Origin of the sequence: Amycolatopsis sp. NPDC098790, assembly GCF_044759945.1 — a bacterium.
Taxonomy (GTDB): Bacteria; Actinomycetota; Actinomycetes; order Mycobacteriales; family Pseudonocardiaceae; genus Amycolatopsis.
On record NZ_JBIWAI010000007.1, the window covers coordinates 1 to 15,536 of the forward strand.

General features: G+C 71.4%; 13 protein-coding genes and 1 pseudogene. 6 read left to right on the top strand and 8 right to left on the bottom strand.

The genetic code is table 11. The features are described 5' to 3' along the window. Nucleotides 1-215: 215 nt before the first annotated feature. The 3 genes from ispG to dxr all read right to left on the bottom strand — a co-directional run bounded on the left by ispG (nucleotide 216) and on the right by dxr (nucleotide 3,905). Entirely contained in the window at nucleotides 216-1,367 is a 1,152-nt protein-coding gene (ispG, locus tag ACIQWX_RS40740) for a flavodoxin-dependent (E)-4-hydroxy-3-methylbut-2-enyl-diphosphate synthase (RefSeq protein ID WP_400883161.1), read from the bottom strand. Between the two features lie 117 nt (nucleotides 1,368-1,484). Then, on the bottom strand, nucleotides 1,485-2,699 hold the full coding sequence (locus tag ACIQWX_RS40745) for a M50 family metallopeptidase (protein WP_400883164.1): 1,215 nt from the start codon (nucleotides 2,697-2,699) through the stop codon (nucleotides 1,485-1,487). Nucleotides 2,700-2,702: 3 nt separating this feature from the next. Next, a complete protein-coding gene (gene dxr / locus ACIQWX_RS40750; protein ID WP_400883167.1) occupies nucleotides 2,703-3,905 on the bottom strand; it encodes a 1-deoxy-D-xylulose-5-phosphate reductoisomerase in 1,203 nt (400 codons plus the stop codon). A 94-nt stretch (nucleotides 3,906-3,999) separates the two neighbouring features. Between dxr and ACIQWX_RS40755 the strand changes: the two genes are divergently transcribed. Both ACIQWX_RS40755 and ACIQWX_RS40760 read left to right on the top strand, forming a co-directional pair. Beyond that, nucleotides 4,000-4,257, top strand: a complete 258-nt coding sequence (locus tag ACIQWX_RS40755; protein WP_372670737.1) for a DUF2631 domain-containing protein — start codon at nucleotides 4,000-4,002, stop codon at nucleotides 4,255-4,257. Between the two features lie 25 nt (nucleotides 4,258-4,282). Further along, the gene (locus tag ACIQWX_RS40760; protein WP_400883171.1) at nucleotides 4,283-4,942 is read left to right on the top strand and encodes a peptidylprolyl isomerase; all 660 of its coding nucleotides are present in this window, start codon (nucleotides 4,283-4,285) and stop codon (nucleotides 4,940-4,942) included. Nucleotides 4,943-5,183: 241 nt separating this feature from the next. On the opposite strand, the gene ACIQWX_RS40765 is transcribed toward ACIQWX_RS40760, so the two are convergent. Further along, complete coding sequence (locus ACIQWX_RS40765) at nucleotides 5,184-5,624, bottom strand: hypothetical protein (RefSeq protein WP_400883174.1); 441 nt, start codon at nucleotides 5,622-5,624, stop codon at nucleotides 5,184-5,186. A gap of 136 nt (nucleotides 5,625-5,760) precedes the next feature. On the opposite strand from ACIQWX_RS40765, the gene ACIQWX_RS40770 reads away from it, so the two are divergent. After that, nucleotides 5,761-6,858, top strand: coding sequence for an acyltransferase family protein (locus tag ACIQWX_RS40770; RefSeq protein ID WP_400883177.1), 1,098 nt, complete (start codon nucleotides 5,761-5,763; stop codon nucleotides 6,856-6,858). On the opposite strand, the gene ACIQWX_RS40775 is transcribed toward ACIQWX_RS40770, so the two are convergent. The 3 genes from ACIQWX_RS40775 to ACIQWX_RS40785 all read right to left on the bottom strand — a co-directional run bounded on the left by ACIQWX_RS40775 (nucleotide 6,848) and on the right by ACIQWX_RS40785 (nucleotide 11,215). Beyond that, nucleotides 6,848-7,522, bottom strand: coding sequence for a hypothetical protein (locus ACIQWX_RS40775; RefSeq protein ID WP_400883179.1), 675 nt, complete (start codon nucleotides 7,520-7,522; stop codon nucleotides 6,848-6,850). The genes ACIQWX_RS40770 and ACIQWX_RS40775 overlap by 11 nt on opposite strands. A 67-nt stretch (nucleotides 7,523-7,589) precedes the next feature. Further along, nucleotides 7,590-9,359, bottom strand: a complete 1,770-nt coding sequence (locus tag ACIQWX_RS40780; protein WP_400883182.1) for an MFS transporter — start codon at nucleotides 9,357-9,359, stop codon at nucleotides 7,590-7,592. 410 nt (nucleotides 9,360-9,769) lie between these two features. Further along, the gene (locus ACIQWX_RS40785; RefSeq protein WP_400883185.1) at nucleotides 9,770-11,215 is read right to left on the bottom strand and encodes a PLP-dependent aminotransferase family protein; all 1,446 of its coding nucleotides are present in this window, start codon (nucleotides 11,213-11,215) and stop codon (nucleotides 9,770-9,772) included. A gap of 28 nt (nucleotides 11,216-11,243) precedes the next feature. On the opposite strand from ACIQWX_RS40785, the pseudogene ACIQWX_RS40790 reads away from it, so the two are divergent. The 3 genes and pseudogenes from ACIQWX_RS40790 to ACIQWX_RS40800 form a co-directional block, all read left to right on the top strand. Continuing rightward, nucleotides 11,244-11,534, top strand: a pseudogene (locus ACIQWX_RS40790) (class I SAM-dependent methyltransferase); the annotation flags it as partial. A 61-nt stretch (nucleotides 11,535-11,595) separates the two neighbouring features. Next, nucleotides 11,596-12,039 carry a hypothetical protein gene (locus ACIQWX_RS40795; protein ID WP_400884363.1) on the top strand — a complete coding sequence of 148 codons (444 nt, stop codon included), beginning with the start codon at nucleotides 11,596-11,598 and terminating at the stop codon, nucleotides 12,037-12,039. Further along, nucleotides 12,036-12,260, top strand: coding sequence for a hypothetical protein (locus tag ACIQWX_RS40800; protein ID WP_400884365.1), 225 nt, complete (start codon nucleotides 12,036-12,038; stop codon nucleotides 12,258-12,260). The genes ACIQWX_RS40795 and ACIQWX_RS40800 overlap by 4 nt, the downstream gene beginning before the upstream one ends. Here the strand turns inward: ACIQWX_RS40800 and ACIQWX_RS40805 are convergent. Next, nucleotides 12,197-15,418 carry a tetratricopeptide repeat protein gene (locus tag ACIQWX_RS40805; RefSeq protein ID WP_400883188.1) on the bottom strand — a complete coding sequence of 1,074 codons (3,222 nt, stop codon included), beginning with the start codon at nucleotides 15,416-15,418 and terminating at the stop codon, nucleotides 12,197-12,199. The genes ACIQWX_RS40800 and ACIQWX_RS40805 overlap by 64 nt on opposite strands. Nucleotides 15,419-15,536: the final 118 nt, after the last annotated feature.

A 15,536-nucleotide genomic window follows, 5' to 3' on the forward strand; every position in this document is an offset into this window, starting at 1 on the left:
CTCCACTTCACCTCCGGAGGCCTTCACCTGTCTGTGCGACAGGCCGTCACCGGTCACCTCATCGCGGAACAACGTCCTTGGACATCACAGCTAGCGCCCCAAGGCGGCCTTCGGTGCGTCAGACGCACCCAAGGCGGCCTTCGGTGCGTCAGACGCACCCAAGGCGGCCTTCGGTGCGTCAGACGCAACCAAGGCCGCCTTGGGGCGCTTGGAACTCAGCCGGCAGTGACCACCGGGGCACCTTCACCGAGGGCATCCCCCGTCTCTTCGGCGATGCGCATGGCCTCCTCGATGAGCGTCTCGACGATCGCGTGCTCGGGGACGGTCTTGATGACCTCGCCCTTCACGAAGATCTGGCCCTTGCCGTTGCCCGAGGCCACGCCCAGGTCGGCCTCGCGCGCCTCGCCCGGGCCGTTGACGACGCAGCCCATGACGGCCACGCGCAGCGGGATCTCCATGCCCTCGAGCCCGGCGGTGACCTGCTCGGCGAGCGTGTAGACGTCCACCTGCGCGCGCCCGCACGACGGGCACGAGACGATCTCCAGCTTGCGCTGCTTGAGGTTCAGCGACTGCAGGATCTGGATGCCGACCTTGACCTCTTCGACCGGCGGCGCGGACAGCGAGACGCGGATCGTGTCGCCGATGCCCTGGCGCAGCAGCGCGCCGAACGCGACGGCCGACTTGATCGTGCCCTGGAACGCCGGGCCGGCCTCGGTGACGCCGAGGTGCAGCGGGTAGTCGCACTGCTCGGCGAGCAGCTCGTACGCGCGCACCATGACCACCGGGTCGTTGTGCTTCACGGAGATCTTGATGTCGTGGAAGTCGTGCTCGGCGAACAGCGACGCCTCCCACAGCGCCGACTCGGCCAGCGCTTCCGGGGTCGCCTTGCCGTACTTGTCCATGATCCGCTTGTCCAGCGAACCCGCGTTGACGCCGATCCGGATCGGCGTGCCGTGGTCCTTCGCGGCCTGCGCGATCTCCTTGACCTGGTCGTCGAACTTCCGGATGTTGCCCGGGTTCACGCGCACCGCGGCGCAGCCGGCCTCGATCGCCGCGAAGACGTACTTCGGCTGGAAGTGGATGTCCGCGATCACCGGGATCTGCGACTTGCGCGCGATCGCGGGCAGCGCCTCGGCGTCGTCGGCCGACGGGCACGCCACGCGGACGATGTCGCAGCCCGCGGCGGTCAGCTCGGCGATCTGCTGGAGGGTCGCGTTGACGTCGGAGGTGAGCGTCGTCGTCATCGACTGGACGGAGATCGGGAAGTCGCTGCCGACGCCGACCGGGCCCACCTGGAGCTGGCGGGTCTTGCGGCGCTCGGAGAGGACGGGCGGGGGCAGGGCGGGCATACCGAGTGCGACGGTCACGTTTCCAGCGTACCTACCCCGACCGGGCCACCTTCACCATGTCAACCGTCACGGTGAGCAGCGTTACGGCCCGTGTGGTGCGCCACGCAGGGGCCGGAACCCCTCCGTGGCGCGTCGCTACTGCAGGCGGATCGGGTTGACGATGTCCGCGGTCACCGTGAGTAGCGTGACCGCGCCGCCGATGAGCACCAGCACCATGGTGATCCCGGACAGCTTCGTGTAGTCCACCGGACCGCCGGCCGCCTTGCCGCGCAGGCCGCGGATCCAGTCGCGGACGCGCTCGTACCAGACCACCGCGATGTGCCCGCCGTCCAGCGGCAGCAGCGGCAGCAGGTTGAACACGCCGATGAAGAAGTTCAGGCTGGCCAGCAGGAAGAAGAACAGCACCCAGATGCCCTGCTCGACGGCCTCACCGCCGATCCGGCTGGCGCCGACGACGCTGACCGGGGTGTTCGGGTCGCGCTCGCCGCCGAAGATCGCCGTGACCACGGCGGGGATGCGCTCGGGGAACTCGACGAGCCGCTGGGCCGTCTCGGCGAACATCGTGCCGGTGAAGCTGAACGTGGCGCCGATGGCGGCGACCGGGCCGTACTGCGTGGTCAGCGCGGGCGGCTGGGCCGAGGCGCCGATCATGCCGACCGTCTTGACGCCGGTGCTGGTCCAGCGCTGCACCTTCGGCACGTCGACAGTCAGGTTGAGCGTCTGGCCGCCCCGCAGCACCTGGAACGCCGTCGGGCCGCTGGTCGCCTGCACGGCGGCGAGCATCTCGTCCCAGGTCGCGACCGGCTTGCCGCCGACCGAGAGGACCTTGTCGCCGACCTGCAGGCCGGCCGTCTTCGCCGGGGTCGGCGCGCCCGGCGGGCAGCTGGTGTCCTTGGCCTGCTCCTCGGTCGTCGTCGACCGGGCGCAGGACGTCGCGGCCAGCACCGGCTCGGTCTGCGTCGGGGCCAGGTTCGGCAGCCCCATCGTGACGGCCATCAGGTAGAGCACGACGAAGCCGAGGATGAAGTGCGTGATCGACCCGGCCGACATCACGACCGTGCGCTTCCAGGTCTTGAACCGCCACATCGCGCGCGGCGCCTCGTCCGGCGTCACCTCGTCGAGGGCGGTCATGCCGGCGATGTCGCAGAACCCGCCGAGGGGGATCCACTTGAGGCCGTACTCGGTCTCCCCGCGGCGCCAGGAGAACACCGTGGGCCCGAAGCCCACGAAGTACCGGCGGACCTTCATGCCGAAGGCCTTGGCCGTGACCATGTGGCCGGCCTCGTGCAATGCGACGGAGACGCAGATCCCCAGCGCGAAGAGCACCACACCGATGATGTAGGCGAGCACCCGCTACTTCCCCTCGATGATCGAACCGGCCCGCGCGCGAGCCCAGCGCTCGGCGGCGAGAACGTCCTCGACGTCGCGCGGTTCGCGACGCCACTCGTCGGCGGCTCCCACCACCTCGGAAACAGTGTCCACTATCGACGTGAAGCGGGTGTTCTGCGCCAGGAACGCCGCGACGAGCTCCTCGTTCGCGGCGTTGTAGACGGCGGGCAGGCAGCCACCCACCGTGCCGCAGTGGCGGGCCAGCTCGACCGCGGGGAACGCGTCGTCGTCCAGCGGCTCGAACGTCCAGGTCGCGGCCTGGTCCCAGGTGCAGGCGGGAGCGGCATCGGGCACGCGGTCGGGCCAATGCAGCGCGAGCGCGATCGGCAGCCGCATGTCGGGCGGGCTGGCCTGGGCGATCGTCGAGCCGTCGGTGAAGGTCACCATCGAGTGCACGATCGACTGCGGGTGCACGGTGACGTCGATCTTCTCGGGCGCGACGTCGAACAGCAGCGCCGCTTCGATCAGCTCCAGGCCCTTGTTGACCAGGGTCGAGGAGTTGATCGTGATCAGCGGGCCCATCGACCAGGTCGGGTGCGCCATCGCCTGCTCGACGGTGACGTCCGCGAGTTCGGCGCGCTTGCGGCCGCGGAACGGGCCACCGGAGGCGGTGAGGACGAGCCGGGCGACTTCGTTTTCTTTTCCGGCGCGGAGGGCCTGCGCGATGGCGGAGTGTTCGGAGTCGACGGGCACGAGCTGCCCGGGCTTCGCGGCGGCGAGCACGAGCGGCCCGCCGGCGATGAGCGATTCCTTGTTCGCGAGCGCGAGGGTGGCGCCGGTGGCGAGCGCCTTGAGCGTCGGCTCGAGGCCGCGGGAGCCGGGCAGGGCATTGAGGACCGTGTCGACCTTGACGGCGTCGATCAGTTCGGTGACGGCGTCGGAACCGGCGAAGAGGCGCGGGAGCTTGAAGTCGCCTTGGGCGTAGCCGCGCTTTTGCGCTTCGGCGTATAGGGCCAGCTGCACGTCTTCGGCGGCGGTGGCCTTGGTCACGGCGACGGCTTCGACACCGTGCGCGAGCGCTTGCGCGGCGAGTTTCGCCGGGTCGGCGCCGCCCGCCGCGATGCCGGCCACCCGGAAGAGGTGCGGGTTGCGCGCGGCGACGTCCAGGGCCTGCACGCCGATGGACCCGGTGGAGCCGAGCACGAGAACGCTTCGCGAGGTAGTCATCGCGGGTCATTGTCGCGCGGGGCGTCTCCGCGGCGCACCCGGAGGTGTGGGATCATCGGCGCGTCCGTGGTTCATGGGTCTTGAGGAGTTCATCGTGGCAGGCAAGGCGGTCGAGAAGCGGCGTCCCGAGGTCGACCCGCGCGACGAGCCGTCGGCGGCCTGGGGCTGGCACGGCTCGTTCCCGAAGGCCACCCGGATCGCCGGCTGGGTCAGCGCGGTCATCCTGCTCGTGATGATCAAGGGCAACCACGAGAACAACACCGAGAACGTGTGGCTGGTCGGCCTGGCGCTGTTCCTGGTCCTGCTGCTGGTGCTCGACATCCGCAAGCAGCGCACGGCCTGGCGCAAGTAGTTCGCCATTCGCTAACGTCCCCGGCATGAAGCTGCGCTGGGGTCTGGCTCTCGTCGGTGTTCTGGGTGCGCTGCTGGCCGCGCCCGCTACGGCTTCGGCGGCGCCGGTGGTCACCCGGTGCGAGTTCACGCCGACCCCGGACAACCCCGCGGCTCGTCCGGTGGTGCGTCCGCTGCCGTTCGCTCTGACGCGCGGGACCGTGGACGTGACGTTCCGCTTCAACTACGGCCCGGTGACGGTGCGGCTGAACCGCGCCGGAGCGGCTCCGTGCGCGGTCCACAACATGGTTTCGCTGATCCTGCAGCGGTTCTACGACCGTTCGCAGTGCTGGCGGCTTTCGAACTCTTCCCGGCTCGGAGTGCTCCAGTGCGGGGACATCTACGAGGTCGAAAAGGGCGGGCCGGGGTACAAGTTCCCCGATGAGGTGACCGGCGCGGAGACGTACCCGCGTGGCACCGTCGCGATGGGGAACCAGGGGCCGGGGACCAACGGGTCCGAGTTCTTCATCGTGCATTCGTTCGCGAACATCCCGGCGAACTACTCGGTGCTGGGACGCGTGGTGCGGGGGATGTCCGCCCTCGATCGGATGGTGGCCGACGGGATCATCCCGACCGACCCGAACGGCCCGTTGGACGGAGCACCGGCCCACCCGGTGAAGATCCAGCGCGCGACCGTCGGCTGGTAGGTCTCGGACTACGCCCGCGCGGCTGGACACCAGGTCGCCTACCTGGCCGACCCGGCAATGCGCCGCACCGCCGCCCGCTCCCTGCGCCCTGTTGATGTCGGTGACGAGGCCGGCCGAGCTAGAGGTGCCGGTCGGTTGGACGACGACCTGACCGGCGGAGCCACCTGGGTCCGCGCCGAGCGGTCGGCGATCAAACGCATCATCGTCTTGGAAGTTCTGCCCGGTTGCGACGGCTCCACCGCTAACCGTCCGCCCGCAGCCGGCGGACGAGCTCGTCGGGGCCGACCGGCCCGGCTCGCAGTGCGCGCAGGAGCAGCGCCTGCGGCTCGTTGACCCGGTCCGGCAGCCGGCCGGCTTCGTCGACGACATCCCCGCCACGGGTCAGGGCCGCCGCGGCCACGACGACGAGGGCCAGGAGTTCGTCGAGCTTCACGCCGCGGTGCCCCTGTTCGGCCGTCAGGCTCCAGCGGCCCGGGACTTCGGCGTGCTCCGGCCCGGACACGATCACCTGCGCGAACGCGGCGCTCCCCCAGTGCAGCGTCCAGAACCGGTCGTCCTCCCCGACGGGGGTGACCGCGGTGTTGTCGACGCCCAGGAGCGTGCGCATGATCAGCGTGCTCGTGCGGGCGATCGCCGGGAGGTCGGGCTCGCCCTCGCACCAGGCTTCGTAGTCAAGGGACACCGGCCAGCCTGCTCCGTTTCGTCGCGTCACGATGGACGCTACCGGCCCCAACGACCGGAACGTCACCCCAACGAGTGAATGCTCTCCGCGCCCGATTACATTGAGCCGGCTGTGAGCAGCCTGTGAGGGGGACTCGATGATCACGCACGACCAATACCTCGCCACGCGAAGATTCGGCGCGCTCGACGGGGTGCGGGCCATCGCCGCCGTGCTCGTCGTCGTCTTCCACTACGGGGGGCCGAACTGGGTGCGTGCCAACGGCTGGATCGGCGTGCACCTCTTCTTCGTGCTCTCCGGGTTCCTCATCACCACCCTCGCCCTGCGCGAAGAGGCCCGCAACGGCCGCGTCTCGCTGGCCGAGTTCTACATCCGGCGGGCGTTCCGGATCCTGCCCGTCTACTACGTCGTCATCGGCGTGGTCGTCGTCTTCGCCTACTTCCGGGGCATGGGGCTGCGGCGCAGCGGCATCGTCGACGCGCTGCCGTGGAACCTCACCTTCCTCGGCGAGTACCACCAGATGACGCTGTTCGGCCAGGCCTGGACGCTCGGCGTCGAGCAGAAATTTTACCTCGTCTGGCCGCTGCTCGCCTTCGGCATCGGCGCGCTCGGGTTCGTCAAGCGGCTGAGCCTGTCCCTCGGGCTCGTCGCGCTCATGCTCGCGCTGATCCCCTTCATGCCCTACGCCGGCGCGTACTCGCCGATCCTCATCGGCTGCACGCTGGCGATCGTCCTGCACCACCGCAAGGGCTTCGCCGCGCTGCGGGTGTTCACGCACCCCGTCGCGGGCCTGGTGGTCGCCGCCGCACTGGTGGCGGTCCAGACCATGTTCGCCGAGATCGCCGCGCTGCTGAGCGACGAGGGCGGCTCGATCACCGGCACCCTCTACATCGTGCTGGCCGCGCTGCTGGTGCCGTCGCTGGTCGCCGGCGGCGGTCCGTTGGCGTGGGTGCTGTCGACGCGGCCGATGCGCTTCATCGGGGAGCGGTCGTACTCGCTGTACCTGATGCAGGGCGTCGTCGCGGTGGCACTCGCAGGCGCGATCCCGCAGTTCGCCCCGCACCGGACGCTGACCGCGGTCGCCGTGACGATCGTCGGGCTGCTCGCCGCCGACCTGCTCTACCGCTGGGTCGAGGTCCCGATGATCGACGTCGGACGCCGGATCATCGAGCGGCGCCGGGCCAAGAAGACGGCGCCGGCGGAAGAGGTGGCGGAACCGGAGCTGGTCACGGCCTGACGGCGGCCAGCGCGGCCTCGACGGTCGCGACGAGGGGCTCGGTGAAGAGCGGATCCGAACGGCCGCGGTCCAGCGCGGCGGTGAGGTACCGGGCGGCCTCCGGCGACGGGAACGACGGCACCAGCGCGGCGTACTTCCCGAAGCTCTTCCAGTACCGGGTGGCGAGGTACTTCTCCAGCCCGGCCACGAGACCGGCCGGCACGTCGGCGGCACCCGCCTCCAGCAGCTCGGCGACCTTCTCACGCGGCTCCGGAGGCGTCCCGAGCACGATCGCGTCCAGGCGCGACCACGCCGGTGCGTCCGATGCCGAGGACGACTTGGGCCGCGCGACGCCGAAGCAGGCGATGACCCGGTCGAAGCCGGGTGTCAGGAACACCTCGAACCAGTAGCCACCGCGCGAACGGTCGTCGATCTGCGCCCGCGCCAGCACGTCGTCCGAGTACGCGCCCAGCGCTCGCAGGGCCGCCTCGAAGTCGACCGAGGACTGTCCGGCCCGGCGACTGGCGTTCTCCCGGCGGCCGTACAGCATGCGAGCCGTCGACGTCGACTGGACGTTCTCCCAGACGTCGGCCGGGGCGCCCGCCGCCAGCGCCTCCCGGGCCAGGGCGCACGCCCGCGTGCCGGCCTCGCCCAGCAGCTCGCCGAGGGCGTGCTCACGAATCATCCCGCTCCCTCTCGACGCGGAAAGCCGGGTGCCGCGCAAGTGCGGCACCCGGCTTCGGAAACTACCTTCAGCGTTCGCTGGCCGGCGACACCAATTCGCTCGGCCCGCCGCTCGACTCCCCGGCCACCGCGGCCAGTTCCTCACCGACCGACTCCCGGTCGGCCGGACGCGCGTCCTTCGTCAACAGCGACGCCACCGCTCCGATCAAGCACACCGCGATCGCGAAGCCGAACGCCACCGCCAGCCCCGACTGGAACGGCCCCGAGATCAAGTTCGGGAAGAAGCTGCGTCCGGTCAGGAACGACGCCTGGTCCGGCGGCAGCGACGCGAGCTGGCCGCCCAGCAGCTGCTGGATCGGGTTGTACCCGAGGAACGCCGCGAACAGCACCGCCACCGCCGGGAGGTTCGCCACCTGGGACGCCGCCGCCTCGGTGACGCCGTGGGCGACCAGGCCGTCGTGCATCGTCGACGGGAGGCTGCTCGACAGGCCCGAGATGATTAGGCTGAAGAAGAAGCCGATCGACAGGACCATCGCCGCGTTCTGGAACGTCGTCATCATGCCCGCGCCGGAACCGCGCGCGTCCGCCGGGAGGCTGTTCATCACCTCGGCTCGGTTGGGCGAGGAGAACATGCCCATGCCGATGCCGTTGATCAGCAGGATCCCCGCGAACGCCCAGTAGTCGAAGTTGACCGGCAGGATGATCAGCAGCAGGAACGTCACGGCCGTGATGAACAGGCCGCTCGAAGCCAGCAGGCGGCTGCCGATGCGGTCGGCGAGGATGCCCGACGTCGGCGCGGCCACCAGGAACCCGACCGTCATCGGGAGCATGTAGATGCCCGCCCACAGCGGCGTCTGCTCGAACGTGTAGCCGTGCTGCGGCAGCCAGATGCCCTGCAGCCAGATGATCAGGATGAACTGCAGGCCACCGCGGCCGAGCGACGCCGTCAGGTTCGCGATGTTGCCCCAGGTGAACGACCGGATCTTGAACAGCGACAGCCGGAACAGCGGGTTGTCGACCTTGGTCTCGATGATCACGAACGCGATCAGGACGGCGACGCCGCCGATCAGGCAGGACAGCACCATCGGGCTGGTCCAGCCGGTCTGCGACGTGCCGTAGGGCTGGATGCCGTAGGTGATGCCGACCAGCACGGCGATCAGGCCGACGGCGAAGGTGATGTTGCCCCACCAGTCCATCCGCGCGTGCTTGCGGACGCCGGTGTCGTGCAGCTTCAGGTACGCCCAGATCGTGCCGATCACGCCGAACGGCACCGACACCAGGAAGATCAGGTTCCAGTCGACCGGGGCGAGCACGCCGCCGACGACCAGGCCGAGGAACGAGCCGGCGATGGCCGCGACGCCGTTCATGCCGAGCGCGAGGCCGCGCTGGTTGGCCGGGAAGGCGTCGGTGAGGATGGCCGAGGAGTTCGCCATCAGGAAGGCGCCGCCGACGCCCTGCACGATCCGCCAGCCGATCAGCCACAACGCGGCCGCGTCGCCGTCGAACCAGGTGATGGCCAGCATGATGGAGGAAACGGTGAAGACGGCGAAGCCGAGGTTGTACATCCTCGCGCGGCCGTACATGTCGCCGAGCCTGCCGAAGCTCACCACCAGCACCGCGGTGACCACGAGGAAGCCCATGATCATCCACAGCAGGTAGCTGGTGTTGGCCGGCTCGAGGGGGTTGATGCCGATGCCCTTGAAGATGTCGGGCAGCGCGATCAGCACGATCGAGGAGTTGATCGTGGCGATCAGCATGCCCAGCGTCGTGTTGGACAGCGCGATCCACTTGTACCGCGGCCCCAGTTCCGCGATCGAATACGTCCGGCGTTCCGCCACTGTGCAACCCTTCTGCTCGCAAAGTCCCTTAGCTAGGCTAAGCAAGTTGCTTGCGTATGGCAACCAAGTTCGCGAATCGCTTGCGAGAGCATGATCACACTCGCTTGACTGTCCTTTGTGGAGTCTTTACTCGGGGGCGGCCGGGGGCGGTTGACGTCGGCGGGCGTGATTCGGGGTCGGCTCCTTGGCGACCCGCCAACGCCCCAATGTGGCCTTCGGTGCGTCAGACGCACCCAAGGCGGCCTTCGGTGCGTGAGACGCAACCAAGGCCACATTGGGGGCGCTTGCGGCCGGACGGTGACCTGTGGACAACTCGGCCGCTCGGGCCGGGAATTGTCGGTGCCCTCCGGTAACGTTGAAATCGGGGGTCCCCCGAGCGGCTGGGCGACTTCAGGCCGCCGCCCGGGAGGTCAGCGGGCCAGCCGGCCGAGCAGGGACACGCCTTCCTCGATCTCCGTCGCCGTGCGGGCCGCGTACCCCAGGACCAGGCCCGGTGGCCCCGGGACCTGCCGGTGCCACGACAACGGCTGGACCTTCACCCCCTCCGCCAACGCGGCCGCCGCCACCGCCACGTCGTCGACCTCGGACCCGAACGTGATCGTCAAGTGCAAGCCCGCCGCCGCGCCGTGGACCACCGCCGAGGGCAGAGACGAAGCCAAGCACCGGACCATCGCGTCTCGACGACGGCGGTGCCGCGCCCGGACCACCCGCAGCTGACGCTCCAGCTCGCCCGTCTCCATCAACCGCGCCAGCACCAGCTGCGCCAGCACCGGGTTGCCCAGGTCCGCGAACCGCTTCGCCGCCACCAGGTCGTCGAAGAACCGCGGCGGCGCCAGCAGCCAGCCCACCCGCAACGCCGGCGCCAGGAGCTTCGAGACACTCCCCGTGTAAAGCACCTCCGGCACCATCGACCGGACCGCCGGCACCGGCGCGCGGTCGTAGCGGTGCTCCGCGTCGTAGTCGTCCTCCACCACGATGCCGCCCTCGGCCGCCCAGCGCATCAGGTCGCGACGCCGCTCGCCGCCGAGGACCACGCCCATCGGGAACTGGTGCGCCGGCGTCAGCAGCACCGCCGGCGACCGCAACGCGTCGACACGCAAGCCCTCGTCGTCCACCGGGACCGGCGGGGTCGCCAGGCCGCAGTGGTGCAGGTGCTGGCGCGCGCCCAGCGAACTCGGGTCCTCCACCGCGATTTCGGTCAGGCCGTGCTGCCGCAGCACCTCCCCCACCAGCGTCAACGCCTGCGCCACCCCCGCCACCACGATGATCTCGCCCGGGTCGACGCGGATGCCGCGGCCGCGCGCCAGCCAGTGCGACACCGCCAGCCGCATCGCCGGCGCGCCGCGCGGGTCGCCGTAGCCGAAGTGGGCCGGCTCGAGCTCGTCCAAGACCGCGCGCTCGGCCCGCAGCCACGCCGCGCGCGGGAACGCCGTCAGGTCCGGCACGCCCGGGGTCAGGTCGATCCGGGCCGGGGTCGCGCGGACCGCGTCGAAGACCTCCACGCCCGGCAGCGGCGTGATCACCTGCGACGGCGGCCGCACGCGCGCGGGCGACGGCGGGAGCACCGGCGCGGCCACGACGACCGTGCCCGCGCGGCCGCGGCCCGCCGCGTGCCCGTCGTCGATCAGCCGCTGGTAGGCCTCGGTGACCACCCCGCGCGACACGCGCAGTTCGGCCGCCAGCACCCGGGACGCGGGCAGCCGGCCGCCGACCGGGAGCCTGCCGTCGGCGACGGCGGCGCGCAGCTGCCCGGCGAGCCAGTCCGCGAGCCCGCCCGGCGGCGCCTCGCGGACGTCGAGCTGGAGGAAGTCCGACCCTATGGACCCCTCCGACCGCGGGGTTTTGGCTCTGTCCATCGAGCCATTGTCGCAGCACGCTGGACGCATGGACACCACTTACGTGCACGGGTACGCCGCTCCCGAAGCCCGCCGCCTCGGCGACCAGGCCGACACCCTCGCCGAACTGCTGCACGCGGGGACGGCCTACCCCGCCGGGAGCCGCGTGCTGGAGGTCGGCTGCGGCGTCGGCGCCCAGACCGTTCACCTCGTGGCCCGCAGCCCGGACGCGCACCTGACCGCCGTCGACGTCTCCGCGGCCTCCCTTGATCAAGCGAGACAACGAATCCCGGGCGTCGACTTCCGCCAGGCCGACCTGTTCGACCTCGACGGCGAGTGGGACCACCTCTTCGTCTGCTTCGTGCTCGAACACCTACTGGAACCCGGGAAAGCGTTGGCACTTGAAAACCCTGCTGCGGCCGGGCGGCACGATCACCGTCGTCGAGGGCGACCACGGCTCGGCGTTCTTCCACCCGCGCAGCGAACCCGCGCAAGCCGCGATCGACTGCCTCGTGCGCCTCCAGGCCGACGCGGGCGGCGACGGGCTCATCGGGCGACGGCTGTACCCCCTGCTCGTCGAAGCCGGTTTCGCCGGGACGGAAGTCGAGCCGCGGACCGTCTACGCGGACGCGTCGAAGCCCGATCTCGTCACCGGATTCACCCGCGACACCTTCACCGCGATGGTCGAAGGGATCGGCGAGACCGCCGTCGCGAAGGGGCTCATCGACGAAGCCGAGTGGGCGCGCGGAATCCGCGACCTCCACCGCACCACCAGGGAATACGGGACCTTCCACTACACGTTCTTCAAAGCAACAGCACATCGCACTCCGGGAGGAGCGTCATGATCATCGCCGTTCTCGCCGCCGTTGTCCTGCTCGCCTGGGCGCTCGACCACGCCTACCGCCGCCGTCCGTACCCGCGCAACCGGCTGGCCGGCAGCACCGACGTCTTCGACCGCGACGTCCAGCGCCTCGAAGGCGACCTCGTCGCCGACGAGCGCCACTACCCGAGGGCCGCCAGCAGGTCCCGGACCCGCTTCGCGCCGGGTACGCACTCCCCGGCGTAACAAGCGAGCGCGCGTTCCCAGTGTTCGCGCGCCGCGCCCGGGTCACCGAGTCCACTGTGGACTTCTCCGAGCCCGCAGTGGGCCCGCCCCTGTTCGGGACGGCAGCCCGTTTCCTTCGCCACGGCAAGGGCTTCCCGGTGGTGCGCGAGCGCGTCCTCGGTCGCGCCGCGCGCCGAAGCCAGCGCGCCGAGACTGTTGAGCACCCGGGACTCGACGCCCCGGTCGCCGCATTCGCGGGCCAGGCCCAGCGCCTCTTCGAGGTGCTGGGCCGCTTCGTCGTGACGCCCCTGGGCCAGCCGCACGTCGCCGAGGTGCTTCAGCGCGACGCTGCGGTTGGTCGGGCTGCCGGTCTCCTGCGCGATCTCCAGCGCCCGCTCGAGGTGCGCCGCGGCGTCGGCGTACCGGCCGCGGGCGTGCTCGACGTCGCCCAGGATGCCGAGCGCGTAGCCCTCGCTCACCCACACGCCCATCGCGCGGAAGTGCTCCAGCCCCTCCTTCAGCGCCTGCGCGGCTTCGTCGTGCCTTCCCAACGCCGACAGCGCGTCGCCCATGTTGACGAGCGCGTAGCCCTCGCTGGTGCGGTCGGCGGTGTCCCGGGCGAGTGACCGCGCTTCTTCGAGGTAGCCGATCGCCTCGCCGTAGCGGCCGATGCCGCGGCACGAGCAGCCGAGCACGACCAGGACGAGCCCCTCGCTCGTGCGGTCGCCGTTCTTGCGGGCCAGCGACAACGCCTCGGTCGAGTACGTGATCGCCTCGGCGAACCGGCCCAGCGCGCGGCAGACCAGGCCGAGCGTGTTGAGGACGTGGATCTCGGTGCGCCGGTCGCCGGTTTCGCGGACCAGCGCGAGCGCTTCTTCCAGGTACCGCCGCGCTTCCCGCGACCGGCCGACGCGCCAGTGCCCCAGCCCGATCAGCGTGAGCGGCTCGGCCTCGGCCACCGGGTCGCCGGCGTCGTGGGCCAGCGCCGACGCGTGCGTGTGCAGCACCAGCGATTCCTCGTGGTAGCCGCCGACGTCCAGGTAGTGCCACAGGATGCCGGACAGCAGCCGCAGGTGGTCGGCCCAGCCGTGCCGCGTCGCGTGCGCCGCCACGGCCAGGAGGTTGCGACGCTCGGCTTCCAGCCAAGCCGGCGCGTCGAGCACCTTGACGTCGGGATCGGGCACGTGCGGACGCAGGTGCCGTTCCTGCGGCAGGACGGCGTCCATGGCCTGCGCGGCCGAGCGGACGTAGAAGTCGAACAGCCGCTCCTGCGCGTCGTGGCTCTCGGCCTCGTCTTCCGCGGCGAGCTCGGCGGCGTAGACGCGCAGCAGGTCGTGCTGCTGGACGCGGTCGTCGCCGGTTTCCTGCGCGAGGTGGGCGCGGACGAGCACGGCGATCAGGCGTTCCGCCTCCGGCAGGGGGACGCCGGCGAGCGCGGCGATCGCGGCCGGGGTGAGGTCGCGGCCCGGGTGCAGGCCGCAGAGGCGGAACACGCGCGCCGCGTCGGCCGCCAGGTGCCGGTAGGACCAGGAGAAGACGGCGCGGACCGCGGTCAGCGGATCGCCGCCACCGTCCAGGAGGTCGAGCCGCCGTCGTTCGTCGGCCAGCTCCCCGGCCAGGGCGGCGAGCCGCTCCCCCGGCCGGCTCAGCGCCAGCTCCGCCACCAGTCGCAGCGCCAGCGGCAGCCGGGCCGAGTACCCGATCAGCGCCTCGGCCGCGTCCGGCTCGTCGTCGACGCGCGCGCCGAGCAGCGTGCGCAGCAGGTCGAGGGCTTCGGCGCCGGTGAGCAGATCGACGAGGACGCGGCGGGCGCCGTGCCGCGCGACCAGCCCGGGCAGCGCGTCGCGGCTGGTCACCAGCACCAGGCACGACGGCGAGCCGGGCAGCAGCGGGCGGACCTGCCCGACCGAACCGGCGTTGTCCAGCAGCAGCACCATCCGGCGGCCGGTGAGCGCGGTGCGGAACTTGGCCGCGCGCTCTTCCGGCTCGGCGGGGATGTCCGCGCCGTCGACGCCGAGGGCGCGCAGGAACCCCGAGAGCGCGTCGCCCGGCTCGACCGGCCGGACCGTGCCGTAGCCGTGCAGGTCGAGGTACAGCTGGCCGTCCGGGAACTCTTCCAGCGACCGCTGGGCCCAGTGCACGGCGAGGGCGGTCTTGCCCACGCCGCCGGTGCCGGACAGGACGGCGATGCGGGCGCCGGTGCCGTCGCCTTCGCGGAGGGCGTCCAGCTCGGCCAGCTGTTCGGTGCGGCCGCGGAAGCCGGCGACGTCGGCGGGCAGCTGGGCGGGGGCGCGGGACGGCGGCAGCGGGAAGTCCTGCCGCAGGACCTGGCGCTGGGCGGCGCGCAGCTCGGGGCCGGGTCCGATGCCCAGCTCGGCGTCCAGGCGCTGCCGGACGTCCTCGAACACCGAGAGGGCGGCCGCCTGCCTGCCGGACGCGGCGAGCGCCAGCATCAGCCGGGCGTGCGCGGACTCGTTGAGGGGTTCCTCGGCGGTCAGCGCGCGCAGCCGCACCGACGCGTCCTCGGGGTCGGCGATCTCGGCGTACGCCATGACCGTCTTCGCGCGCTTCATCGCCAGTGCCAGCCGGAGGGGGTGCTGCCGGAGGCGTTCGACGTCGGCGAGCGCCGGGCCGCGCCAGAGTTCGAGGGCTTCGCGGTAGGCGCCGGCGTCCAGGAGCGCTTCGAAGCGCAGGAGGTCGAGGTCGTCCTCGCCGGCGGTCAGCCGGTAGCCGCCCTTGTCGGTGGCGATGGGGTCGGCGGGCCGCAGCGCCCGCCGCAGCCGCGCGACGTAGGTGTGGAGCAGGTCCAAGCAGGACGGCGGCGGCTCGTCCCAGATGACGTCGACGAGGTCCTCGCGCCGGACCGTCCGGTTCGGCTGCAAGGCCAGCAGCGCAAGCAGGAGGCGCTGCTTCTCGGCGCCGATCTCGACCGGGGAATCCCCGCGCAGCACGGAGAGCGGGCCCAGGACGCCGATCCGGACCGGCTCCGGCGGCGCTTCGGCAAGCGCTTCCCGCAGCCGGCGTTCGGTCTCCGGGCGGGGCCGCCGGACGCTGCCGAGCTCGGCGTTGCGCACCGCGCGCAGGCTCAGCCCGGCGCGGTCGGCCAGCTGGGCCTGGGTGAGGCCGGCGAGCACGCGCCGGTCCCGCAGCCACCCGGCGAACGGCAGGCCTTCGTCCACAGGCGTCCTCTCCCCGCGTGCCCCGCAGCTGGAACGTACCCCTCCAGCATTCCGATCGTGCCGCTTCCGATGTACCACCGAACGGCGAAGATAACCGTTTCCGCAGGTACCGAGGGTG

Excerpts from the sequence above, each read along its gene's own strand:
- dxr (WP_400883167.1), bottom strand. The coding sequence starts at position 3,905 with ATGACTACCTCGCGAAGCGTTCTCGTGCTCGGCTCCACCGGGTCCATC.
- ACIQWX_RS40760 (WP_400883171.1), top strand. The coding sequence starts at position 4,283 with ATGAAGCTGCGCTGGGGTCTGGCTCTCGTCGGTGTTCTGGGTGCGCTG.
- ACIQWX_RS40800 (WP_400884365.1), top strand. The coding sequence starts at position 12,036 with ATGATCATCGCCGTTCTCGCCGCCGTTGTCCTGCTCGCCTGGGCGCTC.
- ACIQWX_RS40770 (WP_400883177.1), top strand. The coding sequence starts at position 5,761 with ATGATCACGCACGACCAATACCTCGCCACGCGAAGATTCGGCGCGCTC.
- ACIQWX_RS40775 (WP_400883179.1), bottom strand. The coding sequence starts at position 7,522 with ATGATTCGTGAGCACGCCCTCGGCGAGCTGCTGGGCGAGGCCGGCACG.
- ACIQWX_RS40785 (WP_400883185.1), bottom strand. The coding sequence starts at position 11,215 with ATGGACAGAGCCAAAACCCCGCGGTCGGAGGGGTCCATAGGGTCGGAC.